At 68.9% G+C, this 21,436-nt stretch carries 28 protein-coding genes and 2 tRNA genes; 10 read left to right on the top strand and 20 right to left on the bottom strand.

Annotated elements, in window-relative coordinates:
- Nucleotides 1-95: 95 nt before the first annotated feature.
- Nucleotides 96-896 carry a Cof-type HAD-IIB family hydrolase gene (locus ABGB12_RS23195; protein ID WP_347681267.1) on the bottom strand — a complete coding sequence of 267 codons (801 nt, stop codon included), beginning with the start codon at nt 894-896 and terminating at the stop codon, nt 96-98.
- 76 nt (nt 897-972) lie between these two features.
- On the opposite strand from ABGB12_RS23195, the gene ABGB12_RS23190 reads away from it, so the two are divergent.
- Nucleotides 973-1,809 carry a tyrosine-protein phosphatase gene (locus ABGB12_RS23190; RefSeq protein WP_347681265.1) on the top strand — a complete coding sequence of 279 codons (837 nt, stop codon included), beginning with the start codon at nt 973-975 and terminating at the stop codon, nt 1,807-1,809.
- A 61-nt stretch (nt 1,810-1,870) separates the two neighbouring features.
- Here the strand turns inward: ABGB12_RS23190 and ABGB12_RS23185 are convergent, their stop codons facing one another.
- Together ABGB12_RS23185 and ABGB12_RS23180 are read right to left on the bottom strand one after the other, a co-directional pair.
- Nucleotides 1,871-2,392, bottom strand: a complete 522-nt coding sequence (locus tag ABGB12_RS23185; protein WP_347681263.1) for a bacterial proteasome activator family protein — start codon at nt 2,390-2,392, stop codon at nt 1,871-1,873.
- Nucleotides 2,389-3,354, bottom strand: a complete 966-nt coding sequence (locus ABGB12_RS23180; RefSeq protein WP_347681261.1) for an NAD(P)H-quinone oxidoreductase — start codon at nt 3,352-3,354, stop codon at nt 2,389-2,391. The genes ABGB12_RS23185 and ABGB12_RS23180 overlap by 4 nt, the downstream gene beginning before the upstream one ends.
- A gap of 65 nt (nt 3,355-3,419) precedes the next feature.
- Here ABGB12_RS23180 and ABGB12_RS23175 point away from each other — a divergent pair.
- Nucleotides 3,420-3,506, top strand: a tRNA-Ser gene (locus ABGB12_RS23175).
- A gap of 1 nt (nt 3,507) precedes the next feature.
- Here ABGB12_RS23175 and ABGB12_RS23170 read toward each other — a convergent pair.
- The 4 genes from ABGB12_RS23170 to ABGB12_RS23155 all read right to left on the bottom strand — a co-directional run bounded on the left by ABGB12_RS23170 (nt 3,508) and on the right by ABGB12_RS23155 (nt 5,254).
- A complete protein-coding gene (locus ABGB12_RS23170) occupies nt 3,508-3,681 on the bottom strand; it encodes a hypothetical protein (RefSeq protein ID WP_347681259.1) in 174 nt (57 codons plus the stop codon).
- Nucleotides 3,682-3,733: 52 nt separating this feature from the next.
- Nucleotides 3,734-4,267 carry a Clp protease N-terminal domain-containing protein gene (locus tag ABGB12_RS23165; RefSeq protein ID WP_347681257.1) on the bottom strand — a complete coding sequence of 178 codons (534 nt, stop codon included), beginning with the start codon at nt 4,265-4,267 and terminating at the stop codon, nt 3,734-3,736.
- 1 nt (nt 4,268) lies between these two features.
- Complete coding sequence (locus ABGB12_RS23160; protein WP_347681255.1) at nt 4,269-4,514, bottom strand: RNA polymerase subunit sigma-70; 246 nt, start codon at nt 4,512-4,514, stop codon at nt 4,269-4,271.
- Nucleotides 4,515-4,786: 272 nt separating this feature from the next.
- Nucleotides 4,787-5,254 (bottom strand): M15 family metallopeptidase, encoded by a 468-nt coding sequence (locus ABGB12_RS23155; RefSeq protein WP_347681253.1) that lies wholly within the window; start codon nt 5,252-5,254, stop codon nt 4,787-4,789.
- Between the two features lie 280 nt (nt 5,255-5,534).
- On the opposite strand from ABGB12_RS23155, the gene ABGB12_RS23150 reads away from it, so the two are divergent.
- Nucleotides 5,535-5,921, top strand: a complete 387-nt coding sequence (locus ABGB12_RS23150; RefSeq protein WP_347681251.1) for a hypothetical protein — start codon at nt 5,535-5,537, stop codon at nt 5,919-5,921.
- 10 nt (nt 5,922-5,931) lie between these two features.
- On the opposite strand, the gene ABGB12_RS23145 is transcribed toward ABGB12_RS23150, so the two are convergent.
- Nucleotides 5,932-6,384 carry a MarR family transcriptional regulator gene (locus tag ABGB12_RS23145; protein WP_347681249.1) on the bottom strand — a complete coding sequence of 151 codons (453 nt, stop codon included), beginning with the start codon at nt 6,382-6,384 and terminating at the stop codon, nt 5,932-5,934.
- A 203-nt stretch (nt 6,385-6,587) separates the two neighbouring features.
- On the opposite strand from ABGB12_RS23145, the gene ABGB12_RS23140 reads away from it, so the two are divergent.
- Nucleotides 6,588-7,781 (top strand): ATP-binding protein, encoded by a 1,194-nt coding sequence (locus ABGB12_RS23140; RefSeq protein WP_347681247.1) that lies wholly within the window; start codon nt 6,588-6,590, stop codon nt 7,779-7,781.
- Nucleotides 7,782-7,963: 182 nt separating this feature from the next.
- Here ABGB12_RS23140 and ABGB12_RS23135 read toward each other — a convergent pair whose 3' ends face one another.
- Both ABGB12_RS23135 and ABGB12_RS23130 read right to left on the bottom strand, forming a co-directional pair.
- Complete coding sequence (locus tag ABGB12_RS23135) at nt 7,964-8,710, bottom strand: MauE/DoxX family redox-associated membrane protein (protein ID WP_347681245.1); 747 nt, start codon at nt 8,708-8,710, stop codon at nt 7,964-7,966.
- Complete coding sequence (locus ABGB12_RS23130) at nt 8,710-9,636, bottom strand: hypothetical protein (RefSeq protein WP_347681243.1); 927 nt, start codon at nt 9,634-9,636, stop codon at nt 8,710-8,712. Before ABGB12_RS23130 ends, ABGB12_RS23135 begins: the two co-directional genes overlap by 1 nt.
- Before the next feature lie 335 nt (nt 9,637-9,971).
- On the opposite strand from ABGB12_RS23130, the gene ABGB12_RS23125 reads away from it, so the two are divergent.
- The gene (locus tag ABGB12_RS23125; protein ID WP_347681241.1) at nt 9,972-10,364 is read left to right on the top strand and encodes a hypothetical protein; all 393 of its coding nucleotides are present in this window, start codon (nt 9,972-9,974) and stop codon (nt 10,362-10,364) included.
- A 55-nt stretch (nt 10,365-10,419) separates the two neighbouring features.
- A tRNA-Ser gene (locus tag ABGB12_RS23120) sits at nt 10,420-10,508 on the top strand.
- A 68-nt stretch (nt 10,509-10,576) separates the two neighbouring features.
- Here the strand turns inward: ABGB12_RS23120 and ABGB12_RS23115 are convergent.
- Nucleotides 10,577-11,023 (bottom strand): winged helix-turn-helix domain-containing protein, encoded by a 447-nt coding sequence (locus tag ABGB12_RS23115; RefSeq protein ID WP_347681239.1) that lies wholly within the window; start codon nt 11,021-11,023, stop codon nt 10,577-10,579.
- Nucleotides 11,024-11,774: 751 nt separating this feature from the next.
- On the opposite strand from ABGB12_RS23115, the gene ABGB12_RS23110 reads away from it, so the two are divergent.
- A complete protein-coding gene (locus ABGB12_RS23110) occupies nt 11,775-12,272 on the top strand; it encodes a hypothetical protein (protein WP_347681237.1) in 498 nt (165 codons plus the stop codon).
- Between the two features lie 136 nt (nt 12,273-12,408).
- Here ABGB12_RS23110 and ABGB12_RS23105 read toward each other — a convergent pair whose 3' ends face one another.
- Nucleotides 12,409-13,047, bottom strand: coding sequence for a response regulator transcription factor (locus tag ABGB12_RS23105; RefSeq protein WP_347681235.1), 639 nt, complete (start codon nt 13,045-13,047; stop codon nt 12,409-12,411).
- Nucleotides 13,035-14,279, bottom strand: a complete 1,245-nt coding sequence (locus tag ABGB12_RS23100; RefSeq protein WP_347681233.1) for a sensor histidine kinase — start codon at nt 14,277-14,279, stop codon at nt 13,035-13,037. The genes ABGB12_RS23105 and ABGB12_RS23100 overlap by 13 nt, the downstream gene beginning before the upstream one ends.
- Nucleotides 14,280-14,444: 165 nt before the next feature.
- Here ABGB12_RS23100 and ABGB12_RS23095 point away from each other — a divergent pair, with 165 nt between their 5' ends.
- The 3 genes from ABGB12_RS23095 (at nt 14,445) to ABGB12_RS23085 (ending at nt 16,258) form a co-directional block, all read left to right on the top strand.
- Nucleotides 14,445-14,693 carry a hypothetical protein gene (locus tag ABGB12_RS23095; protein WP_347681231.1) on the top strand — a complete coding sequence of 83 codons (249 nt, stop codon included), beginning with the start codon at nt 14,445-14,447 and terminating at the stop codon, nt 14,691-14,693.
- 147 nt (nt 14,694-14,840) lie between these two features.
- A complete protein-coding gene (locus ABGB12_RS23090) occupies nt 14,841-15,428 on the top strand; it encodes a TetR/AcrR family transcriptional regulator (protein WP_347681229.1) in 588 nt (195 codons plus the stop codon).
- Nucleotides 15,428-16,258 carry an alpha/beta hydrolase gene (locus tag ABGB12_RS23085; RefSeq protein WP_347681227.1) on the top strand — a complete coding sequence of 277 codons (831 nt, stop codon included), beginning with the start codon at nt 15,428-15,430 and terminating at the stop codon, nt 16,256-16,258. The genes ABGB12_RS23090 and ABGB12_RS23085 overlap by 1 nt, the downstream gene beginning before the upstream one ends.
- Nucleotides 16,259-16,278: 20 nt before the next feature.
- On the opposite strand, the gene ABGB12_RS23080 is transcribed toward ABGB12_RS23085, so the two are convergent.
- From ABGB12_RS23080 to ABGB12_RS23050, 7 genes are all read right to left on the bottom strand, one after another.
- On the bottom strand, nt 16,279-17,022 hold the full coding sequence (locus ABGB12_RS23080) for a sporulation protein (RefSeq protein ID WP_347681225.1): 744 nt from the start codon (nt 17,020-17,022) through the stop codon (nt 16,279-16,281).
- 151 nt (nt 17,023-17,173) lie between these two features.
- Nucleotides 17,174-17,416: a helix-turn-helix transcriptional regulator gene (locus ABGB12_RS23075; protein WP_347681497.1), complete on the bottom strand. Its 243-nt coding sequence runs from the start codon at nt 17,414-17,416 to the stop codon at nt 17,174-17,176.
- A gap of 139 nt (nt 17,417-17,555) precedes the next feature.
- Nucleotides 17,556-18,329: a GNAT family N-acetyltransferase gene (locus tag ABGB12_RS23070; RefSeq protein ID WP_347681223.1), complete on the bottom strand. Its 774-nt coding sequence runs from the start codon at nt 18,327-18,329 to the stop codon at nt 17,556-17,558.
- 67 nt (nt 18,330-18,396) lie between these two features.
- A complete protein-coding gene (locus tag ABGB12_RS23065) occupies nt 18,397-18,861 on the bottom strand; it encodes a hypothetical protein (RefSeq protein ID WP_347681221.1) in 465 nt (154 codons plus the stop codon).
- A gap of 74 nt (nt 18,862-18,935) precedes the next feature.
- The gene (locus ABGB12_RS23060; protein ID WP_347681219.1) at nt 18,936-20,126 is read right to left on the bottom strand and encodes a helix-turn-helix domain-containing protein; all 1,191 of its coding nucleotides are present in this window, start codon (nt 20,124-20,126) and stop codon (nt 18,936-18,938) included.
- 189 nt (nt 20,127-20,315) lie between these two features.
- The gene (locus tag ABGB12_RS23055) at nt 20,316-20,720 is read right to left on the bottom strand and encodes a RidA family protein (protein ID WP_347681217.1); all 405 of its coding nucleotides are present in this window, start codon (nt 20,718-20,720) and stop codon (nt 20,316-20,318) included.
- A 277-nt stretch (nt 20,721-20,997) separates the two neighbouring features.
- On the bottom strand, nt 20,998-21,414 hold the full coding sequence (locus ABGB12_RS23050; RefSeq protein WP_347681215.1) for a VOC family protein: 417 nt from the start codon (nt 21,412-21,414) through the stop codon (nt 20,998-21,000).
- Nucleotides 21,415-21,436: the final 22 nt, after the last annotated feature.

Genomic DNA, 21,436 nt, shown 5'->3' with positions numbered 1-21,436 from the left:
GCTTCTCCGCCGAGGAAGGTCGGGATCGGAGGAGACCCGACGCCGCCGGTCCGATCAGATGGCATGGCGGTCCGCTGAGTTCCTCGCCTCTCGGCTCAGGCGGGGGCTTCGAGGAGGGATTCCAGGATCCGGGCGACGCCGTCGTGGTCGTTGCTGGAGGTGCGCAGGGGGACGGCGGCGAGGACCTCGTGGTGGGCGTTGTCCATGGCGTAGGCCCGGCCGGCCCAGGTGAGCATGGGCAGGTCGTTGGGCATGTCGCCGAAGGCGATGACGTCGGCGGGGGTCAGCGAGCGGGTCGCGCAGTAGTCGGACAGCGCGCTGGCCTTGGTCACGCCCGACGCGCTGATCTCCAGCAGGGGGTGGCGGGAGGAGTGGGTGATCGTCACCAGGTCGCCCACCGCGCAGTGGGCCCGCCGGGCCAACTCGTCCACGTCGGTGGGCGGGTGCAGGGCCAGCAGCTTGGTGGCCGGGCGGCTGACCAGGCCCTCGTCGTCGACCGGCTTGCCGCCGGGAGGGGCGAAGACCCCGCGGCCGATGCGGTAGCTGCTCTCGTAGGCGAAGTCCTCGCCGTACTCGACGGCGAAGCGCAGCTCGGGCAGCTCGAAGCGCAGCCGGGTGACGGTCTCGGAGAGGACCTCGACGCCGATCGTCCGGCGGCTGAGGATCTCCTCGGTGTGCAGGTCGTAGAGCACGGCGCCGTTGGCGCAGATCGCCTGGCCCCGGTGGCCGAGCTGCCGGGCGACCTCGTGCATCCAGCGCGGCGGGCGGCCGGTGACCATGACCATGGAGATCCCGGCCTCTTCGGCCCGCGCCACGGCGGCCACGGTACGCTCTGACACCGTCCCGTCCGTGCGGATCAAGGTGCCGTCGAGGTCGGTCGCGATGAGTTTCGGCATAGCGACCTTAAGTCTGCCTGGATTCGACCATATTTGTGAGACCAAAGCGCCTCCTGTGCTGTGAGGGTACCTCGTGATGAGATCTGGTGTTCCGGTGCTGCCCGTCGTTCTTCCCGCCGCGCTGGCTGTGGGCCTGCTCGCGGCTCCGGCGGCGGCCGACCCCGCGGAGCCGCCCCGTGTGCTCAACGTCCAGGGGTCCCACAACGTTCGTGATCTCGGTGGATACCGGGGCCTGAAGGGCAGGACCCTCCGCTACGGGCGGGTCTACCGTTCGGGAAGCCTGTCCGGGGCGACCCCCGAGGGCCTGGCGCTGCTCAAGAAGAAAGGCGTCTCCCTGGTCGTGGACTTCCGCACCCGGAGCGAGATCCGGAGCGAGGGCGGCTACAGGCTCCCCGAAGGGATGAGACGGCAGAAGTCCCCCGTCGAGTTCGTCCAGTTGACCGGGATCCTGGCCACCCCGTCGCTCAACCCGGCGGTCGCCGCCATGCACAAGGCCTACCGGAGGATGGCCGTCGACCCGAAGGCCCGCAAGGAGTTCGCCCGGACGTTCCGCGCCGTGGCCAGGGCCGACAAGCCGGTGCTCTTCCACGGCACCTCCGGCAAGGACCGGACGGGCGTGATGTCGGCGATCCTGCTGCTGGCGGCCGGTGTCGACCGCGGCACCGTCTACCGCGACTACCTGCGCTCCAACCATGAACTCAAGGCCTACAACCAGAGGATCATCGAGTACCTGAAGAAGGAGGACGTCGACCCGAGGCTGGTCGAGCCGGCGCTGTACGCCCGGCGGTCGTTCCTCGACGCCTGGTTCGACGAGATCAAGAAGCGCTACGGCGGCTTCGACAGGTTCCTCAGCAAGGGCCTGGGCATCAAGCCCGCCGAGAAGAAGGCGCTGCGCAAGCGCCTGCTCAATTAGCCGGACGCGAGACGGCCGGGACGCCCTCCGCGGGCGTCCCGGCCGTTTCCCTTTACAGGACTTACAGGTAGGGGCCGTTGGAGCTGTGCTCCTCGTCCTTCTGGCCGGAGGGGATGAGCCCGGCGGGCAGCGCCCGGCGCATCTGCTCCAACTGGGCGCGGGCCGCCATCTGCTGGGCGAAGAGGGTGGTCTGGATGCCGTGGAACAGGCCTTCCAGCCAGCCGACCAGCTGGGCCTGGGCGATCCGCAACTCCGACTCGCTGGGCACCTCGGAGGCGAACGGCAGGGACAGCCGCTCCAGCTCCTCCACCAGTTCGGGGGCGAGCCCGTCCTCCAACTCCTTGATCGAGGAAGTGTGGATCTCCCGCAACCGGGCCCGGCTCGCCTCGTCCAGAGGCGCCGCCTTCACCTCTTCCAGCAGTTGCCGGATCATGCTGCCGATCCGCATGACCTTGGCCGGCTGCTCGACCATGTCGGTGAGGGATCGGGGGCCGTCCTCGTCCTGGTCCGCTCTGCCGGAGTTCGGCTCTCCTTCACCGGGACCGACGATGAACATCTGCGGTTCCTGCTGCTGTTCGCTCATGATTCCCCAGTCTCCAACAGGATCTTGCCGAAATGTCCGCTGCTCTCCATGATCTTGTGGGCCTCTCCCGCCTGACGCATGGGGAGCACCCTGTCGATCACGGGCCGGACCGTGCCGGCCTCGATCAGCGGCCATACATTCTCGCGCACGGAGGCGACGATGGCCGCCCTCTCCTCCAACGGGCGGGCCCGCAGGGAGGTTGCGTGCACGCAGGCCCGCTTGCTCAGCAGTCTGCCGAGGTCGAGCTCCCCCCTGGTGCCGCCCTGCAGCCCGATCACCACCAGCCTGCCGCCGGGGGCCAGGGCCGAGACGTTGCGGGCCAGGTACTTGGCGCCCATGTTGTCGAGGATGACGTCGAACTCCCCGGCCTGGACGAAGTCCTCGGTCCGGTAGTTGATCGTCAGGTCGGCGCCCAGCTCGACGCATCGGTGCGCCTTCTCCTCGGTGCCGACGGTGCAGACCGTCTCCGCCCCGTGCTGCTTGGCGAGCTGGACGGCCATGGTGCCGATCCCGCTGCCGCCGCCGTGCACCAGGAACCGCTCGCCGGGCTTCAGCCCGGCCAGCATGAAGACGTTCGACCAGACGGTGCAGGCGACCTCGGGCAGCGCCGCCGCCTCGAGCACGGACAGGCCCTTGGGGACGGGCAGCAGCAGTTCCTGGGCCACCGCGACCTTCTCCGCGTATCCGCCGCCGCCGAGCAGGGCGCACGCCTGGTCCCCGACCTCCCAGCCCTCGACTCCGGGACCGACCGCGCTGACCGTCCCCGAGGCCTCCAGGCCCGGGTACTCCGGGGCGCCCTCGGGCGGAGGGTAGAAGCCGAGCCGCTGGAGGACGTCGGCGCGGTTCACCGCGCTGGCCGCCACCTCCAGGAGCACTTCGCCGGGCCCCGGCTCGGGGTCGGGGGCCTCCTGCCAGGAGAGCACCTCGGGACCGCCCGGTTCGAGGATGGAGATCGCACGCATGGCCTTCACGCTACCGATAGCGGACGCGGTATCGAGCCGCGCCCGCTATCGTGGTGTGCGCACTTGGAGGGTTCGCATAGTGGACGAGTGCAGGCGCCTTGAAAGCGCCCGGGCCTTCACGGGTCCCGTGGGTTCGAATCCCACACCCTCCGCTCAGATCATCAGGGCGACCACCGCGACCGCGACGAGGACGACGATCGCGGCGACGCCGACGATGAGGCCGATGGGGAGGCCGCCCGGCGGGACCTGCTCGGGCTGGCTCTGCTGCTGGGCGAACAAACGGAATTGCTGGGTGTCCCTGGCGGGATCCGACTCGTTCTCTGCCATGCGCCCGGAGCGTAGCTGAAATCGGGGAAAATGTAACGATTTGGGCAAGTGGTCAGGCGGCTTCCGCTGTGATTTCCTGAAGGGTCGTGCCGCGGAGCGCGTCCAGATCGGCTCCGGATCGCTCCAGGGCCCGTACGGGCGCGCTTTGGGGAAGCATGAGCAGGGCGAGCAGGATGTGCCCGTCGCAGATGAACTTGTGGCCGTTCTTGATCGCCACCCTCAGGGAGAGCTCCAGCGCTTTCTTGGCCTCGGAGGTGAAACGCAGGTGCCCCCGCCCGCCCTTGCCTCCGCGGTCGAGCGCGCCTTCCCCGAACGCGGCTTCCGTGGCCTCCCGGACGGCCGTCAGGTCGATGCCGATCGAGGCGAGGGCGTCCGGGTCGAGCCCGTCGATCTCGGTGCGGACGAGGGCGCGCAGCCCGTCCGTGTCGGGGAGGTGGACGGCCAGTGCCCGGGACGCGATGCCCTCCACGGCCGTCAGGGCGAGCAGGAGATGACCGGGGCCGACCTGGTCGTGCCGCAGGGTCCTGGCCTCCTCCTGGGCTTGGGTGACCACGGCCCTGGCCTTTTTGGTGAACCTTTCGAACATCTCAGGTGTCCTTTCCGAACCTGGCGAAGAGGGACGGTTCAGCGTTCCGGTGCTTCTTGTGCACGGCCTGGCGGCTGACGCCGAGGGCGTCGGCGATCTCCTGCCAGGACCAGCCCAGCGACCGGGCGTTGCCGACCTGAAGGGTCTCCAGCCGGTCGGCCAGCTCCCGGAGCGCGCGCACGGCGCGCAGTCCCACGGCCGGATCCCGGCTGCTCGCCTCGCGGGCGAGTTGTTCTCCATCCGTCATGATGTCAACTTAGGTTGACACGGCGGGCGTGTCAACCCTGGTTGACAAAGCCGGGAGAAGTCAGGCCGGTCCAGGACGAGTTCTGGAAATCAGGCCACGTCGAGGCCTCCGGGAGGATAATTCTTCGGAGTACGAAGGCCTGTTCGTGGCATGTTCGTAACGCGGCATGTCCCGGGTCTCCGGAGATCCCGTACGGCCGCAGTGGTGTCCGCGCCCCCGCTGCGGCCGTACGGCACACACGGGAGGGTGGAGGAGAGTCCCGCTCCCGACGTCTAACGGCTGTCGGAGAAGTGCTGGTAGTCCTTCGTCCCGGCCCAGTAGCCGCCCCACTTCCAGCCGATGCTCTCGAACGCCTTCACCACGTCGTCGCCTGCGGTGATGACCCCCGGATCCTTGGCGTCGCGGGTCCGGTAGTACTTCTTGCAGCTCGGGTGGGCGATCGTCCCGCTGGTGGAGACGTACGGGTTCTGGCACGGGTTGAGGTCTATGGCCATGCCGTAGGCGTGCCGCGACCAGCCGGACGAGCCGGTGGCCTGGCGGCAGTTGAACGCCGAGGTGTTGTTGGCCTCGATCGAGTCGAAGTCGTCGCCCTTGTACTCGTCGATCGGGACCATCTTGTCAATGGGGTAGCGGTCCTTGTAGAGCTTTTCGAAGACCCCTGCGATCTTTTGGGCTACCTTGGCGTTGATGACCAGCTTGCCTCCTTCGTGCGCCTTCTTGTCGAACCCCCAGTAGGTCATCGTGATCATCCTGAGTCCGGACGGCGGGACGGGACAGCCTTTCCGCCAGGAGTGGGGCAACTGCTCCGCCGTGACCTTGCTGATCTCCGCCTTGAACTCCGCAGGCCCCGCGGGAGAAGGCGTTCCCGTCTCCGTAGGCGCCGGCTGGGGCGCCGACTGGGTACGGGTCGGTTCGGACCTCTTCTCGTTCTGGCCACATGCGGCCGTTCCCGCGAGGAGAACCGTCCCGAGAGCAACTATCGAAAAAGCCCGTGAAACGTCCATGACCTCAGGATCGCCCATGACCGAGCCGGACGAACGGCCGCCACTCTCCGACGAGTTGTTCGAGATGCAGGGAGGCCCCGCGGCCAAGCCCGCGAAGGACGAGCTGAGGCTGACCTGGCCGGAGTTCCTCGGCGACCCGCCGTCAAAGGGGGACGCGCTGCGCGGCGCCGTCGGCTTCCTCGCCTACGCGCTGATCAACCTCGTCGTCATGTGGGCGCCGCTGCGCAACAGCGGGTCCGGCGCGGGCGTGCAGGCGGTGGTGCTGATCGTGGTGGCCTTCGGCTTCGGCGCGTTCCTGGTCTGGGGCGTGGGCGGCAAGGGGCGTCTGTACGGGTTCGGCATGATGCTCGGCTGGGTCGTCCTCACCCTGCTGTCCCTGGGGCTGGCCACCGGGCTGGGCTGAGCGGCCGAGGTCAGCCCGCCTGGGCGGCGATCCGGGTGAAGGCCTTGCCGATGACCTCGAGCTCCTCGGGAGAGACCAGGTCGACGAAGTGGGCGCGCACCGTGCGGACGTGGTCCTGCGCCGCCTTCTCCAGGACGGCGAAGCCCTCCTCGGTGAGGACGGCGTTGATGCCCCGCTTGTCGTCCGGGCAGGACTCACGCCGGACCAGGCCCTTGTTCTCCAGCCGGGAGCAGGTGTGGGAGAGGCGGCTGCGGGACTGGTAGGCCATGTCCGCCAGCTCGGCCATCCGGAGCCGGCGGCAGGGGGCCTCCGACAGCCGGACGAGGATCTCGTACTCCGGCATGGTCAGCCCGTGCGCGGCCTTGAGCTCGCGGTCGAGCCGGTCCCACAGCCGGGAGCTGCCCTCCAGGTAGGCGCGCCAATGGCCCTGCTCGGCAGCGTCCAGCCAGCGGGGTTCGTCCATGTCCTTGAGCCTACCCATTTCAGCCCTCGGGTTTTGCCCTGGGCGGCTGACAGCTCGAACATCTGTGCGCTAACGTGTTGCTCGGTCGAACGCATCTTCGAGTGTGCGGATTGGGGGTAATTGTGGCCCTTATGGCGACACGCCGTACCTGTTTCTACGGAAATCTAAGGCCGCAGCTATACGCCCTCATAGAGTCCGAGACCGTGGACCCCGTACGCAATCCCTACGCGCCCGGCGCGGGCCAGCGGCCTCCGGAGCTCGCCGGACGCGACCGTGAGCTGCGGCAGTTCGAGATCGTGCTGGAGCGGGTGGCCAGGGGGCGCCCGGAACGCAGCATGATCATCACAGGGCTGCGGGGGGTGGGCAAGACCGTCCTGCTCAACACCTTCCGCTCCATGGCACTCCAGCGGCTGTGGGGCACCGGCAAGATCGAGGCCAGGCCGGAGCAGTCGATCCGGCGGCCGGTCGCCGCCGCCCTGCACACCGCGATCCGGGAGCTGGCGCCCCGCCACCGCGCGCCCGACCGGATCGAGGAGTTCCTCGGCGTGCTCAAGGCCTTCGCCCAGGCCGAGCCGCCGCCGTCCGGACGGGCCAAGGCGACGGTGCACCGCTGGCAGCCCGGCATCAACGTGCCGGCCGCGCGGGGCCGGGCCGACTCCGGCGACCTGGAGATCGACCTGACCGAGCTGTTCGTCGACGCCGCCTCGGTGGCCACGGACCTCGGCGTCGGCATCGGCCTGTTCGTCGACGAGATGCAGGACGTGCCGCCCGACGACGTGTCGGCGCTGTGCGCGGCCTGCCACGAGCTGTCCCAGACGGGCGGGCCGCTGATCGTGGTGGGGGCGGGGCTGCCGCACCTCCCCGCGGTGCTGAGCGCCAGCAAGTCCTACTCCGAGCGGCTCTTCCGGTACGCCCGGATCGACAGGCTCGACCGTGAGGCCGCCGACCACGCCCTGCTCGCCCCCGCCGAGCGGGAGGAGGTCACCTTCACCCCCGGCGCACTGGACGCCCTGTACGAGGCGGCCGACGGCTACCCGTACTTCGTCCAGGCCTACGCCAAGGTCGTCTGGGATCTGGCGCCCACCTCGCCGATCACCGAGCACGACATCAAGGTCGCCGCGCCGGAGGCCGAGAGTGAACTCGCCGTCGGGTTCTTCGGCAGCCGCTACGAGCGCGCCACCCCCGCCGAGCGCGACTACATGCGGGCCATGGCGGTGCTGGGGGACGAGCCGGTCTCCACCGCGTCCGTGGCCGACGAGCTGGGGCGCAAGCCGTCCAGCCTGTCTCCCGCCAGGGACGGGCTGATCAAGAAAGGGTTGATCTTCAGTGCCGAGCGCGGGACTGTGGCGTTCACCGTCCCCCACTTCGGGAGGTTCCTGCGGGCGCAGCCCGCGTGAGTATTCGGCTCTCTAAGGCCAAGGCTAGAAAACCGTAGAGAGTTGTGACGAGTGTTGTCTAAGGCTTTCTAGCGTTGTCCCTAGAAAGCCTTAGACAGTGGTGATCAGAGCAATCTAGTCTTGTCTAGGATCTGCCGAAGAGGGCCCGAGAAAGTGCTCCCGAGCCGGTTCTGCTCGGGCGGCTAAAGCGAGCTGCGGGCCAGGGCCAGGTCGCCCCGCGGCATGGCGGAGAGCTCCGCGTCCACCGGGGCCGCGCGGACCTGCCCGTCGGCCAGCGAGACCACGAAGACGACCTCGCCGCGCTCCCCGCCCTCCAGGGGGTAGACGAAGAACCGCCAGCACAGCTCCCGCCAGACCTCCACGGGTTCGGTCTTGCGGGAGAGCCCGTGCCGGCGCCAGGGCTCGCTGGCGTGCAGGACGGCGAGGGTCTCGCGCAGCGGCACGAAGCGGCGTTCGCAGGGGGTGCGCTGCCGCCGTATCGCCATCGAGATCTCGGGGGAGATCGCCGCGATCAGCCCGACCTCCGCCATGAACAGCAGGGAACGCCAGCCCGGCAGGTCCGCCAGGATCTCCAGGCCGGTGCGCTCGACGGGGAAGGCGGCGATCGCGGCGAGGGCCAGCAGGCCGGTGCGCAGGACCGTCATCCGGGTGACCGGGCTGGAGCTGAGCACGCCGAAGCAGCCGCAGCCCTGCCCCGGGCGGAGGGTGCGCATCTCGCCCAGCACCCAGGTCGCCGAGATCATGAGCGTGGCGGTCGCGAGCCGCACCAGCGGGTGCGTCGACACCAGGAGCAGGACGACCAGTGTGCTCTCGACGAGGACGTAGAGGATCCTGACCTTGTCCTTGGGCGCGTGCAGCTTGCCCAGGACGGCCAGCACGAACATGAAGGCGACGACCAGCAGCTGGGTCTCGAGAAGGACGCGCGTCATCAGCTCACCGCCAGGGTCACGTTGAAGCAGCCGACATCCAGGTCGCCTCCGAGCTCGACGAAGCTGGTCCTGGTGAGTTCCACCAGGCGACCGCGGGGAGAGGTGCCGCACTCCACGCACCGGTCGCAGAACAGCGCCGCGTTGCAGCCGCACTCGATCACGTCGAGGTCGGCGCCGCGGCCGGTGCAGTCGTTGCGCACCTCCAGGGCGCTGCCGAGGGACAGGTAGGGCAGCGGGGCGCAGGGGTCGGAGGCGTCGGGGCAGCCGCCGGAGTCCCCCAGCGGATCGAGCCTCGGATAGGCGGCGCCGCGCCCGGAGCTCGAGTACCAGGTGGCGGTGCCCCGCAGCATGCCCCCTTCGGGACCCGGCGGGGCCGCGGCCTGCGGCGCGGGCTGCGCGGTGCTCGGCTGGATCGCCACCGGGCCCTCCCGCGACTGCCGGGCGATCACGTCGAACAGCTGGCCGGGGAGCATGAGCGGGTGCCGCACCAGGATCTTGCCGAGGCTCTCCGCCGGGATGACGACCTGGACGCGGGGCCGATGCGGGCCCTGGTCCACCTCGACCAGGTGGACGGTGCCGCCGCGTTCGCGTTTCCGGGTGGTGGAGAGGATCGTCCCGTTGATCCGGACGATGTCGACCCAGATCCGGTCGGCGGCGAGCCCGTCCGCGGTGGGGCGCACGACGGCGTCCCGTCCGGGCCGCAGCGCCTCGGGGCCCGACCTCCCGCCGTGCCAGACGGAGGTCTTCTCCGACATGGGCACCCGGTATTCGCGGTGGGTGGGGGTGCCGTCGTCGGCCGGGGGCCCGGTGGCCCACAGGACGAGCAGGTGCGGGCTGGCGTCGACGATCCGTCCCTCGGCCGCGCGCAGCGGGGGTTCACCGGGTGCCAGGAGTTTTTCGGGTCTTCCCAGTACCGTGGATCTCAACCTCCGCCGTCGGCGCATTGACACCCCTCTCCGCCCTTGCTGTCAAGCCTCTCTCACGCGTTGTTGTCAACAGTTACCCGCCACAGGCCAATTGTCGACCAATTTGTCCATAACTCGCGGTTCTACAGAGTGGTTTTTCACTCATGGTTATAGTTTCCTCACACTCGGTTGACCCAAAATCAAGGATTATGGAAACCCGTAATGAGAATCTCCGTTCCGGGGTGCGGCTCGGAGCGCGGCTTCCGGTTCCCGCGCCTCAGGGGTACCCCCCATGACCACCTGCCCACTAAGGTCATGGCACTCAACGGAGACCTCCCCCTTGTTTGGAGTCCCCCATGCGTCTACGTTCTGTTCTCCTGGCCGCCGCCCTGCTTCCCGTGGTCGCGGCCTGCGGGGGTGGCGACGGCGTCGACAAGAAGACCAGCTGCGACCAGATGAAGAACGCGATCAACTCGATCGGCACCCTCCAGGTGAAGGAGAACGGAGAGGGCGCCGACAACTTCGCCGAGATCTACTCCGGCGCGGCGACCAAGATCCGCACTGCCGCCAACGCCTCCGAGGACGCCAACGTCAAGTCCGCCGGCACCGAGGTCGCCGACGCGCTCGACGAACTGGCCAAGGCGCAGAACTCCGCCGACCCCGGCGGCAGCCCCGAAGCCCTGGAGGCCAGCAGCAAACTCGCCACCGCCGCGGGCTCCTTCGAGAAGCACTGCGGCCCCGTCGAGTAACCGCTTTGCCGCACCCCCGGACTACCGGTACCCTTGCACTGGCCCACAGGGCCCTGGAGGTGTCGCCTAGTACGGTCTATGGCGCCGCACTGCTAATGCGGTTTGGGTTCACGCCCATCGCGAGTTCAAATCTCGCCACCTCCGCCGCCGATCAGGCCCTCCGCGTGACGATACGCGGAGGGCCTGATCATTTTCCGGGGGCTAGTTGCAGTTCAGCCCTTTCCGGGGCCCCCGGGCGCAGATCCGAGCCGATCGCCGGCGTCCTGAACCTGCTGCGAGGCGACGACCGCGTACTGAGATTGAAAGGTCAGGCCCTCCGTCCGCCAGGCGGTGATGGCCTCCTCGTCCCGCTCGGCCGCACGCGCAGCCGGGACCCGCGGGAACCAGCCGATCCGGTGCAGCGGATACGCCGCCCCGCGCGGGGTGTGGTCCACGTCGAACAGCTCCCGTATCACCACGGCGATGCGGGCGAGCGTCCAGCGCTGGTCGTCCCAGCCGCGAGCGGCCGGACCCCGCTCCAACTCGACCTGAGGATCGAGAGTTGCTCCGCCTTGAGCTTGCGGCCTCGCCGCCACCACAGGAGCACTCACCCCGGCCGCGAACATCTCCGCGGCCTCCAGGCGCACCCGCTCCCGCCGGGCACGGTCCTCAGCCGTCAACCCGCCACCATCGGGATACTTCACACCACCGGTCGTGCAGAGAGGACAACACCGAAGTAATCAACCGATGACGCTACGGAAACCCAACCTTTCAAGGTCGGTAGACGTCCTGGAAACGGCAGAGAGTTCCAAGGTGGAATTACCTCAACATCCACCTTTGGTGGGACTCGCCATGTCGGTGTATATGCCGGTACTCCAAGCACGAAAAGCAGAATTCACGGCTCTGGGTGAGATCTCGGCTGCCGACGTGCCGCTGGTCCTCCCGGTCTTGGGGCGACGGGCGGCGGCAAGGACGACGAGACCCTCGACCAGATCGTCTGTCGGTTGTTCGGCTACGCCAGGGATCATCTGCTGAAGGACACGGCTCCGGGCTTCGGGCAGATGGTCGGTTTCAGCGTCGCGATCGCGCCCCGGAGGGCGGCGGGCCAGGCGGCCCGTATGCCCGGCCCGACAGCGGGAAGCCCGGTTCCATGAAGGGCGAGGTCGGTAGAAATCTCAATTTCTCGTCACCGCCATCGGCTGGAGGCATACGTGGGTCCGCCTCGTCGACGGTTGATCCACGAATGGCCCATACGGCCGCCGATCGCGCTCGGCGGCCGGTCCGCCCTTGCCAAACAGAACTCCACCGAAGGCCAAAATTGCCCGCGAATAATGACATCCGTCTGAAGCGGGAACTTCTCCTTAGAAAGTGGATTCCATACTTTGGGGTAGCGTGACATCGACCCGGTCCTTTTCGGAAGGGATGATCTCCATGCGAGTAACATCCGGAATGGCGCTCCTGGGCGCGGCGCTGCTCGCCTCTCAGCTGTTCTCGGCCCCGGCGTCGGCTTCGGCGCCTCCAGCGGTCGTGGCGTCCGCGCGGGCGGAGACGAAGTGCAACTCCGAGAGGCTCTCCCCCGGCAGGAACATCAAGATGGGGATCCGGCTTTGCTGGACCGTCCGCACGAGCACCGAGCACGGCCCCACCATCAACACCGGCACCGTCAACGCGGTGATCCGCAATCTGGGCCGCAGACCCGTCTACCTCATCGCGACACCGACGGTCGGCACGGGTTCCGGAAACCACAACCTCAACAGCTGTAGCGGCTTGCTCGGGCGCGGAGAAAGACTGGCATGCCGCGACACCTCGATGAATCTCGGAGAGGGCCTCATCACGTGGGCGATCATCAGTCTCACTTTCCAGGCCGGGGGCTGGAACCGTGAACTGTCGGTCACCTCGCCGACCATCCAGGTCCCGCACCGGCAGTGAGATGGTGCCGCCCCGGATGAAGCCGAAAATCGCCCTTGACGTCCACCAGCGCAGATCAAGGCGTGCGTGGACGTCGGTGGAGATCGCTTACACGCTCTGCCGGTGCGGACCGCCTTCTGGCGGTCGGCGGAGGCGGTCAGGAGTTGAGGTAGGTGAGGACGGCCAGGACGCGGCGGTGGCCGCTGTCGGTGGGCGGGAGGCCCAGCTTGGCGAAGACCGCGCCGATGTGCTTGCTGACCGAGCGTTCGGTGATGACGAGGGCGGCGGCGATGGTGGTGTTGTCCAGGCCCTGGGCCATCAGGCCGAGGACCTCGCGTTCGCGCGGGGTGAGCGCCCGGAGGGGGTCGCGGCGGGAGGCCATCAGCTGGGAGATCACCTCCGGGTCCAGGGCGGTGCCGCCCGCGGCGACACGGGCGAGGGCGTCGAGGAACTCGCCGACGCGGCTCACCCTGTCCTTGAGGAGGTAGCCGACGCCCTCGGCGCCTCCGGCGAGCAGCTCGGCGGCGTAGGTGTCCTCGACGTACTGCGACAGGACGAGCACGGGCAGGCCCGGCACGGCCTTGCGGGCCTGGATCGCGGCGCGCAGCCCCTCGTCGCGGAACCCCGGAGGCAGCCGGACATCCAGGACGGCGACGTCGGGGCGGTGCTCCAGCAGGGCCGGGAGCACCTCGGGGCCTTCGCCCGCGACGGCGACGACCTCGTGGCCCTCGGAGTTCAGGAGCAGGACGAGCCCCTCGCGCAGCAGGACGTTGTCCTCGGCGATCACGATCCGCACGGCAGCTCCACCTGGACCGTCGTCCCCTCCCCTTCGGGACTGTCGATGAGGGTGGTGCCGTCGAGTGCCGCCACCCGGCGGCGGATGCCGGCCAGGCCGCTGCCGCGGCCGTCGTCGGCTCCGCCCTTGCCATTGTCCCGCACGGTGATCTGCAGCCGGTCCCGTTCGCGGCGGACGGCGACGGACGCCCGGGCGGCGCCGCTGTGCTTGGCGATGTTGGTGAGGGCCTCGGCGACGACGAAGTAGGCGGCGGCCTCGACCGCGGCGGGCGCCCGTCCCTCGTCGAAGTCGGTCTCGACGGGGATCGGCTGCCCGGCCGTGAGCGCGCGCAGGGCCCCGGCGAGGCCACGGTCGGCGAGGATCGGCGGGTAGATGCCGCGGATCACGGTCCGCAGCTGGGCGAGGGCCTCCTCGACGCCGTCCCTGGCGTCGAGGAAGAGGGCGCGGGCCGCCTCCGGGTCGGTGTCGAAGCGGCGGTCGGCGAGTCCGAGGCGCAGCGCGACGGCGACGAGCTGGGCCTGGGTGCCGTCGTGCAGGTCCCGTTCGATGCGGCGGAGTTCGGCGCCGTGCGCTTCCATGGCTTCGGCGCGGGTCTCGACGAGCTGGTCGACCCGTTCGGTGAGGCTGGTCCGCCGGGCGGGCCGCAGCAGCGCCTCGGAGAGTTCGGCCTGCCAGTACGCGAGCCGCGGCACCAGCCACACCAGGAGGAAGACGTAGAAGGCGGCCTGGACGAACGGCATCGTCAGTGCTTTCGGCCAGCTGTCCAGGGTGGTGAACGCGGCCAGGGAGCCTTCGGGCGCCGCCCACCACCACAGCGGCAGCGAGAGGGAGAACGGGATCGCCGTCCACAGGCCCACCGCGAGCAGGGCGGCCGTCAGGCCGGTGATCCCGTGGACCGCCATCCAGGCGGCGTCCCGCCAGACGATGGGGGATCTCGCCAGGACGATGCCCTGCGCCAGATCGTCGCCGAGCAGAGGCCGGTACGGCTCGGGAATCTCGCGGCCCAGCAGCCGTCCGGCCCGGCTCCGTTCGGTGTTCGCCAGCGTCCGCAGCGGTCTCACGGCGTGCGGCAGCCACGGCAGGGCGGCGGGCAGCAGGACCACGACGGCCGTCAACGGCACGAGACCGAGCATCGCGGGCAGGGACGTGCGCAGGCCCGAGACCAGCCGGCCCGTCCCGTCCGAGCCGCGTCGCAGGGCCTTCTTCGTCTTCGTCTCGAGGTTCACGCTCATCTCGCGTCCACCGTAGGTGACGGTTCGGGCACCGGTCAGCGGAGCGCGCACCCGGACCGATGGTGTAGCGGGCTACACCATCGATTCGGGAGAGCGGCCCCATGTGCCCGACCCTCTCCGGAACCTAGGTTCGACGAGGCGAGAGGCACTTTCCCTGGAGGGAACATGAGGACGATGACGGCCGAGGCGACTGCGGCTCATCCTGCTCCGCCGCACCTCCCCGAAGATCTCCTGAAAGGCGACACCGTGAACAACACCTTCCGCTGGGCCCTCCTCGGCCTGCTCCTGGCCGTCAATGCCGCTTCGAGCATCCTTCTGAACGACACCTGGTACGGCATCACCGTCAACGTCCTCACCGGCCTGACCGCCATCGCCCTCATCACGCACTACGTGCTCCGCAGCCGCCACCACTGACCCGGACGACCGACGCGCGCACCGTGCATCGGCGGTTGACCCTCCCAAGGAGTCGTGGTCCACGGGCTTTTTGACTGGACTCCGAGAAGCTAGGATCTCTAGGATAAAACCTAGAAATCCTAGGAATCGGATGTTCGGAGGTGTCGTGTGGCCCGTGCGGGACTCACCGTGGCGCGGCTGGTCGAGGCCGCTGCGGAGATGGCGGACGAGGTCGGCTTCGACAAGGTCACGGTGTCCGCGCTCGCGCGGCGCTTCGGCGTCAAGGACGCCAGCCTGTACTCGCACCTCAAGAACCTGCGCGACCTGCGGGTCCGGGTCGCGCGGCTCGCCTCGGAGGAGATGACCGACCGCATCGGGACGGCGGTGGCGGGCCGGGCCGGCAAGGACGCGCTCGTCGCCTTCGCCGACGCCTACCGCGATTACGCGCTCGAACATCCCGGCCGTTACGCGGTGACCCAGCTCCGGTTCACCCCGGAAGAACTGGCCGATTCCGCCGACCTGCTGCGCCGCAACGTCGACCTGACCCACGGCATGCTCCGCGCCTACGGCCTGACCGAGCCCGACCTGACCGACGCGGGCCGCCTGCTGCGCAGCGCCTTCCACGGCTACACCCACCTGGAGCTCAGCGGCGCCTTCAACCACCCGCGCGCCGTCCAGGAGTCCTGGTCGCGTTCCCTCGACGCGCTTCACGCGCTCCTGGAGCACTGGCCCACGCATTCGGAGAAGAGAGACTGATGGACGAATCCATCATCGGCACCTTGAAGGTTCCGGGCGCCACCCTCCACTACGAACAGCGCGGCAGCGGCCCCGTCCTGCTGCTGATCCCCGGGGGTTCCGCCGATGCCGGACTGTACGCGGCGATGACCGCCGACCTGGCCGCCCACTACACGGTGGTGTCCTACGACCCGCGTGGCCTGTCCCGCAGCCCGCTGGACGGCCCCCTCACCGACCAGCGGGTGGAGGAGTGGAGCGACGACGCGCACCGGCTCCTCGAACTGCTCTCGCCGGACGGACCCGCCTCCGTCCTCGGCTGCAGCTCGGGCGCCATCGTCGCGACCGACCTGCTGGCCCGGCATCCCGAACGGCTGCGCAGGGTCGTCGCCCACGAACCGCCGCTCCTGGAACTCCTGGAGGACCCGGCTCCGCACCGCGCGCTCTTCGCCGAAGTGCGCGACCTCTTCCGGAAGGAAGGGATCGGCCCCGCCATGGCCCGCTTCAGCGAAGGACTAGGCGGCGGAGACCGCCCCGCGGAGCAGGCGACCGAGCTGCCCCCCGAGATCCAGGAGATGGCGCCCCGCATGCACGCCAACATGCCGGTCTTCCTGGAGCACATGCTGTGTCAGTTCTCCTCGACCGTGCCGGACCTACCCGCCCTCCGGGCGTCCGCCGGCAAGCTGGTCCCGGCAGCCGGAACGGAGTCACGCGGCCAGGAACCCCTCTACGGCCCGGCGGCCCGGCTGGCGGACCTCCTCGGCGTCCCGATGGCGGAATTCCCCGGCGGGCACCTCGGAGCCGTCGAACGCCCGAAGGAATTCGCCGAACGGCTCCTGACCGCGCTCGGCTGAGTTCCGGCCCGGCCGCCGGGTCAGCGCTGGAAGTTCGAGCGCAGGTGCTGGTCGAGCCAGCGGGCGGCGGTGGGGACGTCCACGTCCGCGTAGTCGAAGGGGAAGGGACCGAGCGAGCCGGTGATGAGGTCGAGGGAGTCCGGGCGGGCGATGAACACGATCTCCAGGTGGGCTCTGGGCGGCAGGTTGTAGTCGGCGGGAAAGAAGGCTTCGAGCTCCTGCCAGTGGTCCAGGGTCTGGTTGGTGCCGCCGTTGACGCGGCCGAGTTTGACCTCGGCTTCGTCGAGGCGGAAGCCAAGGCCGGTCAAGCCTTCGACGAAGGCGCTCTGGGCGGGGAGCGCATGGACGGCGATCTCGTCGAAGTCACCGCGGTCGACGGCGCCCTCGATCTCGAGGACGGTGCGGACCGCCGCACGGGCGCCGCGCAGGGGACGGCCGCTGACATGGGTGATGGGCGTCTCCCAGGGGAGGTCGCAGGCCACCTTCTGAACGACGGTCCCATCCTGGGGAAGGGAGAAGCCCGGGAAGGAGAACGAGGCGACCACCCCGGGGTTGCTCCAGCCCACCTCGCTTCCAGCCTCGTTCTGCTCCACCCGCGTGACCAACTCGATCGTGAGCCCCTCGACCTGGACGTCGGCCCCGCCGCCCTGAGCGGTGACGGTCGCGGTGAGCCGGTCGCCCGGCCGGAGGGAATCGGTGTCCAGGACCGTCTCGACCTGGGGCGCGTTCGCGCCGAGCGTGCTGAAGAACGTGCGGAATCCCATGAAGAACCCTTCAGAAGGGGATCACTGACAGAAGCACCCTAATCACAAAGGCCTCAGACATCAGGCGCCGTTGCCTGAAGTTCGCCGCACGGTTCCCGCTCGTGCCCGGCCGAACCCGTCCGGCCGTGAATCCCATCGTGTGAGGCGTGGGTCAACCGGTGAGTGCGAGGATTTCCTCGGGGGTGTCGTCGTCTCCGGTTCCTCCGACGACGACGTGGAAGCGTACGCCGAGCGCTCGGCCTAGCCGGTCGAGGACTGCGGGGGTGGGGACGCCGCCTCCGCCTCCTTCGAGGCGGGACACGGCGGGCTGGGTCATTCCGGCTCGGCGGGCGAGTTCGGTCTGGGAGATGCCCATCTCGGTCCTGCGCGTGTACACGGCGCGACCGAGAGCGATCTCCAGCCGGGCCGGCTGGCGGGCGGCTCGGTACTCCTGGGTGTTCCGATTGGCGGCGAGAACGGGGTCGTCATCAAGGCGAACGTGCTCGGCGGTTTCGAGAGTGGCGCGGGCGTGGCCGCGGGGTGTGGGACCTGCCTCAGGGGGCGGGCGTCCAGATGTAGGGGGTGGTGGTCGTGATGGCGTGGAAGCCGAGTCGTTCCAGGACGGGACGGCTGTCGTCCGAGGCGTCGACCTGCAGGTAGGGGTGGCTGTGCTGCTCGGCCACCAGCACCCTGGTGGCGACCAGGGCCCGGTAGATCCCCCTGCCTCGCCAGGCCGCCAGGGTCGATCCTCCCCACAGGGAGGCGAACTCGCGGCCTTCGCGCAGAACCATCCACGCCGCCGACACGATGCGGCCCTCGGCCTCCGCGACGAAGATCGCGATTCGGTCGGGGGCCGCGGCCATGCTGTCCATGAGGTGGTCCGCGATCCAGCTGAGGTCGGTGCCCCACACCTCGGACTCCATCGCGGCTATCGCGGAGGCGGAGGCCGCGTCGTCGACCCGGCGGATCGTCACTCCCTCGGGGAGGGCGACCTCGCGGGGGAGGTCCCGGACCCGGCCGATCATGACCGTCTCGGTGTCCTCGGGTACGAATCCGGCGGCGCTCAGCCGTTCGGGGAGGTCGACGGGCAGGTCATGGCCGCGGGTCTTCCACTCCACGGCCTCACCGCGTGCCCCGAAATAGGCCTTCTGTGCTTCGATCAGAGCATCGACGTCGAAACCCGACAAGTCGCGGGGGCCGGAGACGAACCCGCGTTGCTGACCGACGACCCTTAGCAGCGGACCGTCGTGTTCGGCCGTGGCTCCGGCGGGAAGAAGGCCCGCTCCACGCAGTTGTTCGTCGTAGGCGGCGAGCAGCGTTTCGATCATTCGGGGCATCTTAGGGACCTGGGGTTCCGGTGTAACAGCCGTTAATTTGACGACGTCGCGGCCGTCACTACCGGAATCCCTTGAGGCTGGTCTCGATCTCGGTGAGCCGGTTCCGGCCGATCTCGGGGATGTGGGCCAGGTCGCCGCTCTCCCGCATGGCCAGGAGGTCGGCGATCGTGGGGGCGTAGCGGCCGCCGAAGACGCAGTGCGCGATCAGTGCCCGTTCCGTCTGCACCTTCAACTGCAGGCAGCCGAGGGGACAGGACGGGCTGAGAGGATGCGGGCCGTCATGGTCCACGGCGCGGGCGGCTCGGACGGCGTCCTCGATCGCGGCCTGTTCTCGCAGGGCGGCCTGGAGTTCGTCGGGGCCGTCTTCGATGAGGGTGGCCGCGGGTTCTCCGCGGGGAGAGAAGAAGCCCGGCGGGACGTCGGGGACGGGGGTGCGGCGGGTGGCCACCCACAGGGAGCCGGTCACCCAGACGCTCCAGCCGGGCCAGGTCTCTCGCAGTCGGTCGATCGTGGTCGCGCTCATGACGCATACGATCGTGGCGGGCACTCCCCGTAGTGTTCCCGGTTGGAACATTCTCCGGGGACTCTTTGCGGGGACTAAACACCCATGCGGGTCTTGAGGCCTCGGAGTGGTTCGGGGATGGTGCGGCGGACGTCGACCAGGTGGGTGACCACCGTGCGGGCCGAAGGATGGAAACGGGTCATCTGGGGCGCGGTCTGCTCGGCTCGGAGGATCCGCCTCATGGCCTTGTCGTGGTCTCCGGTCTCCATATGAACTCGGGCCATGTCCACTTCGTGGTGTGCGCGTCGTTCGGGGATCAGCGAGGCCAATGTCTGCTCCGGGATCTGCTGATCACGTCTGGCCGCTTCGTCGAGGTCGCCCAGTTCGACCGCCACCGCGGCGCAGTGGATCGCGACGTTCCCCGGGGTGAAGCCCGTGGTCACGCCGTGGCGTGTTCCGGGCTCGTCTCCGGAGGCCTCTCGCACCTCGACCGCCTGCCCGTAGTAGTCCCACGCCGCCCGGTCGCCCGCTCTGGCGGCTATGACGGCGCTGCGCAGTAGTGCGGTGCCGAGCACTTCGTGAGCGTCTCGCCGGTCATGGTCGACGGCGCGGACGGCCTGTCCCAACAGGGTCAAAGCCGACCGGGGCTGTCCGACCGCGCTGAGCAGCAGCGAACGCCGGATCGGCACCAGCAGAGGCAGGTTCGGATCCTGGACGTGGCGTGCCGCTCGGCGTGCGGCTTCGAGGCTGCTGGTGGCCAGGTCGTGGTGGCCGAGCTTGCGGCACAGGTCCGCACCGGCTTCACAGGCGCGGAACAGCGACTCCCAGGCGCGGGACCCGCCGGAGTCGTGGGCGTGCCAGGCCAGTTCCTCCAGCAGGGCCGGCAGCCGTACGCCGATCTGTGAGTGCTGGGACAGCTCCTGGAACCGGCGGAGTACGGCCAGCTCAGAGGCCAGTTCGTCCAGGGAACGAGGCGGAGCCTCCAGTTCCGGGGGGATTTCGACCGCGATGAGGGATCGGCGAAGACCGGGGATGGCGGAGTGGATCCGCTCGGCCCGGCCGGGAAGGTGGAACGGCTGGCCGTAGAGGTCGGCGGGGTCGACGCCGAGGGCTCCGGCGACGGCGGCGACGAAGGCGGGGGTGGCCACTTTGTGGCCTGCTTCGACTTGGGCGATGTGGGAGCGGGAGTAGGCGGTGCGTTGGGCGAGTCCGTGCTGGGTGAGCCCGCGTTGTTTCCTGGCTCGGGCGACACGGACTCCTACGGGGTCGGGCGTGGCGTCGGGCATGGTCGGCTCTGCCTCTCCTGAGGGGTCGCCCCTTCAGGCTACGAGCCGCCTCCGCCTCCCGTCAGGAGCCGCCCGAAAGCTCCCGCCGGACGATTCGGCCGGTTCCGGCTGTCCCTCGCGAGGAGGGCACGCCGCCCGTCGGGGGTGGGGCGTCGTCATCGAGCTCCACCCCCTTGAGGTGCCGAGAATTCACTCCCCCGGAATGTGGGCGATGACCTTGATCTCCACCAGTTGCCCGGGGAAGGTCAGTTCGGTGATGCCGATGGCGGTCCAGGCCGGCGGAACGGGCGTGCGCTTGATATAGCGGTCCTTGATCTCGAGGAACAGGGGCAGCTGTTCCTGAAGGTCGACGTGGAACGTCGTCATCTCCACGATGTCCTCATAGGTGCATCCGCCGGCGGCCAGGACCTTTCCGACGTTCTCCCAGGCGGCGACGATGTGGTCTTCCAGACTGGAGTCGATGACGTTCATATTCGCGTCGCGTCCGACCTGGCCCGCGCAGTAAAGCATGTTTCCGACTTTTACGCCAGGTGCGTAGTTGAAGCGCTCCACCAGGTGCTTCATCTCTTCGGGGGCGACAAGCTCGCGTGCCATGGATTTCCTCTCATGCCCATTTGGACTTGTCCAAAGAGTATGAGGAGGGCATTGTCGAGGCAACCTTCCAGTGCTGTTCAAGGCGGGTATGCGGCCAATATTAACCGGTCGGAAAATCGGATTTAACAATCCGCCTGAAGTTTTGCTCGATATGCGATTCCGTCGATCTTGTCGTGTCTCCCTATTGGAGCCGTCAATCTCCAGGACGGCGAAATTCCTTTGGGCGGAGATTCCGCTCCCCTCCAGATCGCGCGGGATCCCGCCCCCGCTGGTGCCGTCACTTCGGCCGGTGGCCGAACTCCTGGACGAGGAAGGTGTTGCCGTCGGGGTCGTCGATGGAGATGAAGGAGTTGTAGTCGGTCCGGTCGGGGCAGGGGCCGGGGGCGCGTTCGCCGTTCTCGAAGTGGAAGATCTCGCTGACGGGGGCGTCGCGGGAGGCCAGGTCGGCGTGGGCCGCCTCGATGTCGGTGACGACGAGGTGCAGGCCCTGGGCGGAGCCGGGTGCGGCCTTGGTGAGGCCCTTGCCGATGGAGATCGAGCAGGACGAGCCGGGCGGGGTGAACTGGACGACGCGGAAGTCGTCGCCCTTCTGGACGTCGAGGTCGACGTTGAAGCCGAGTTTCTCGGCGTAGAAGGCCTTGGTGCGGTCGATGTCGGTGACGGGGACGAGGACGAGTTCCAGTTTGTAGTCCATGGTTGTTCCTCCTGCGGGTGCG

This window comes from Actinocorallia sp. B10E7, from assembly GCF_039871655.1.
GTDB lineage: Bacteria > Actinomycetota > Actinomycetes > Streptosporangiales > Streptosporangiaceae > Actinocorallia.
The sequence above is the reverse complement of the archived record's forward strand: the minus strand, read 5'-3'. Positions and strand labels throughout refer to the sequence as shown.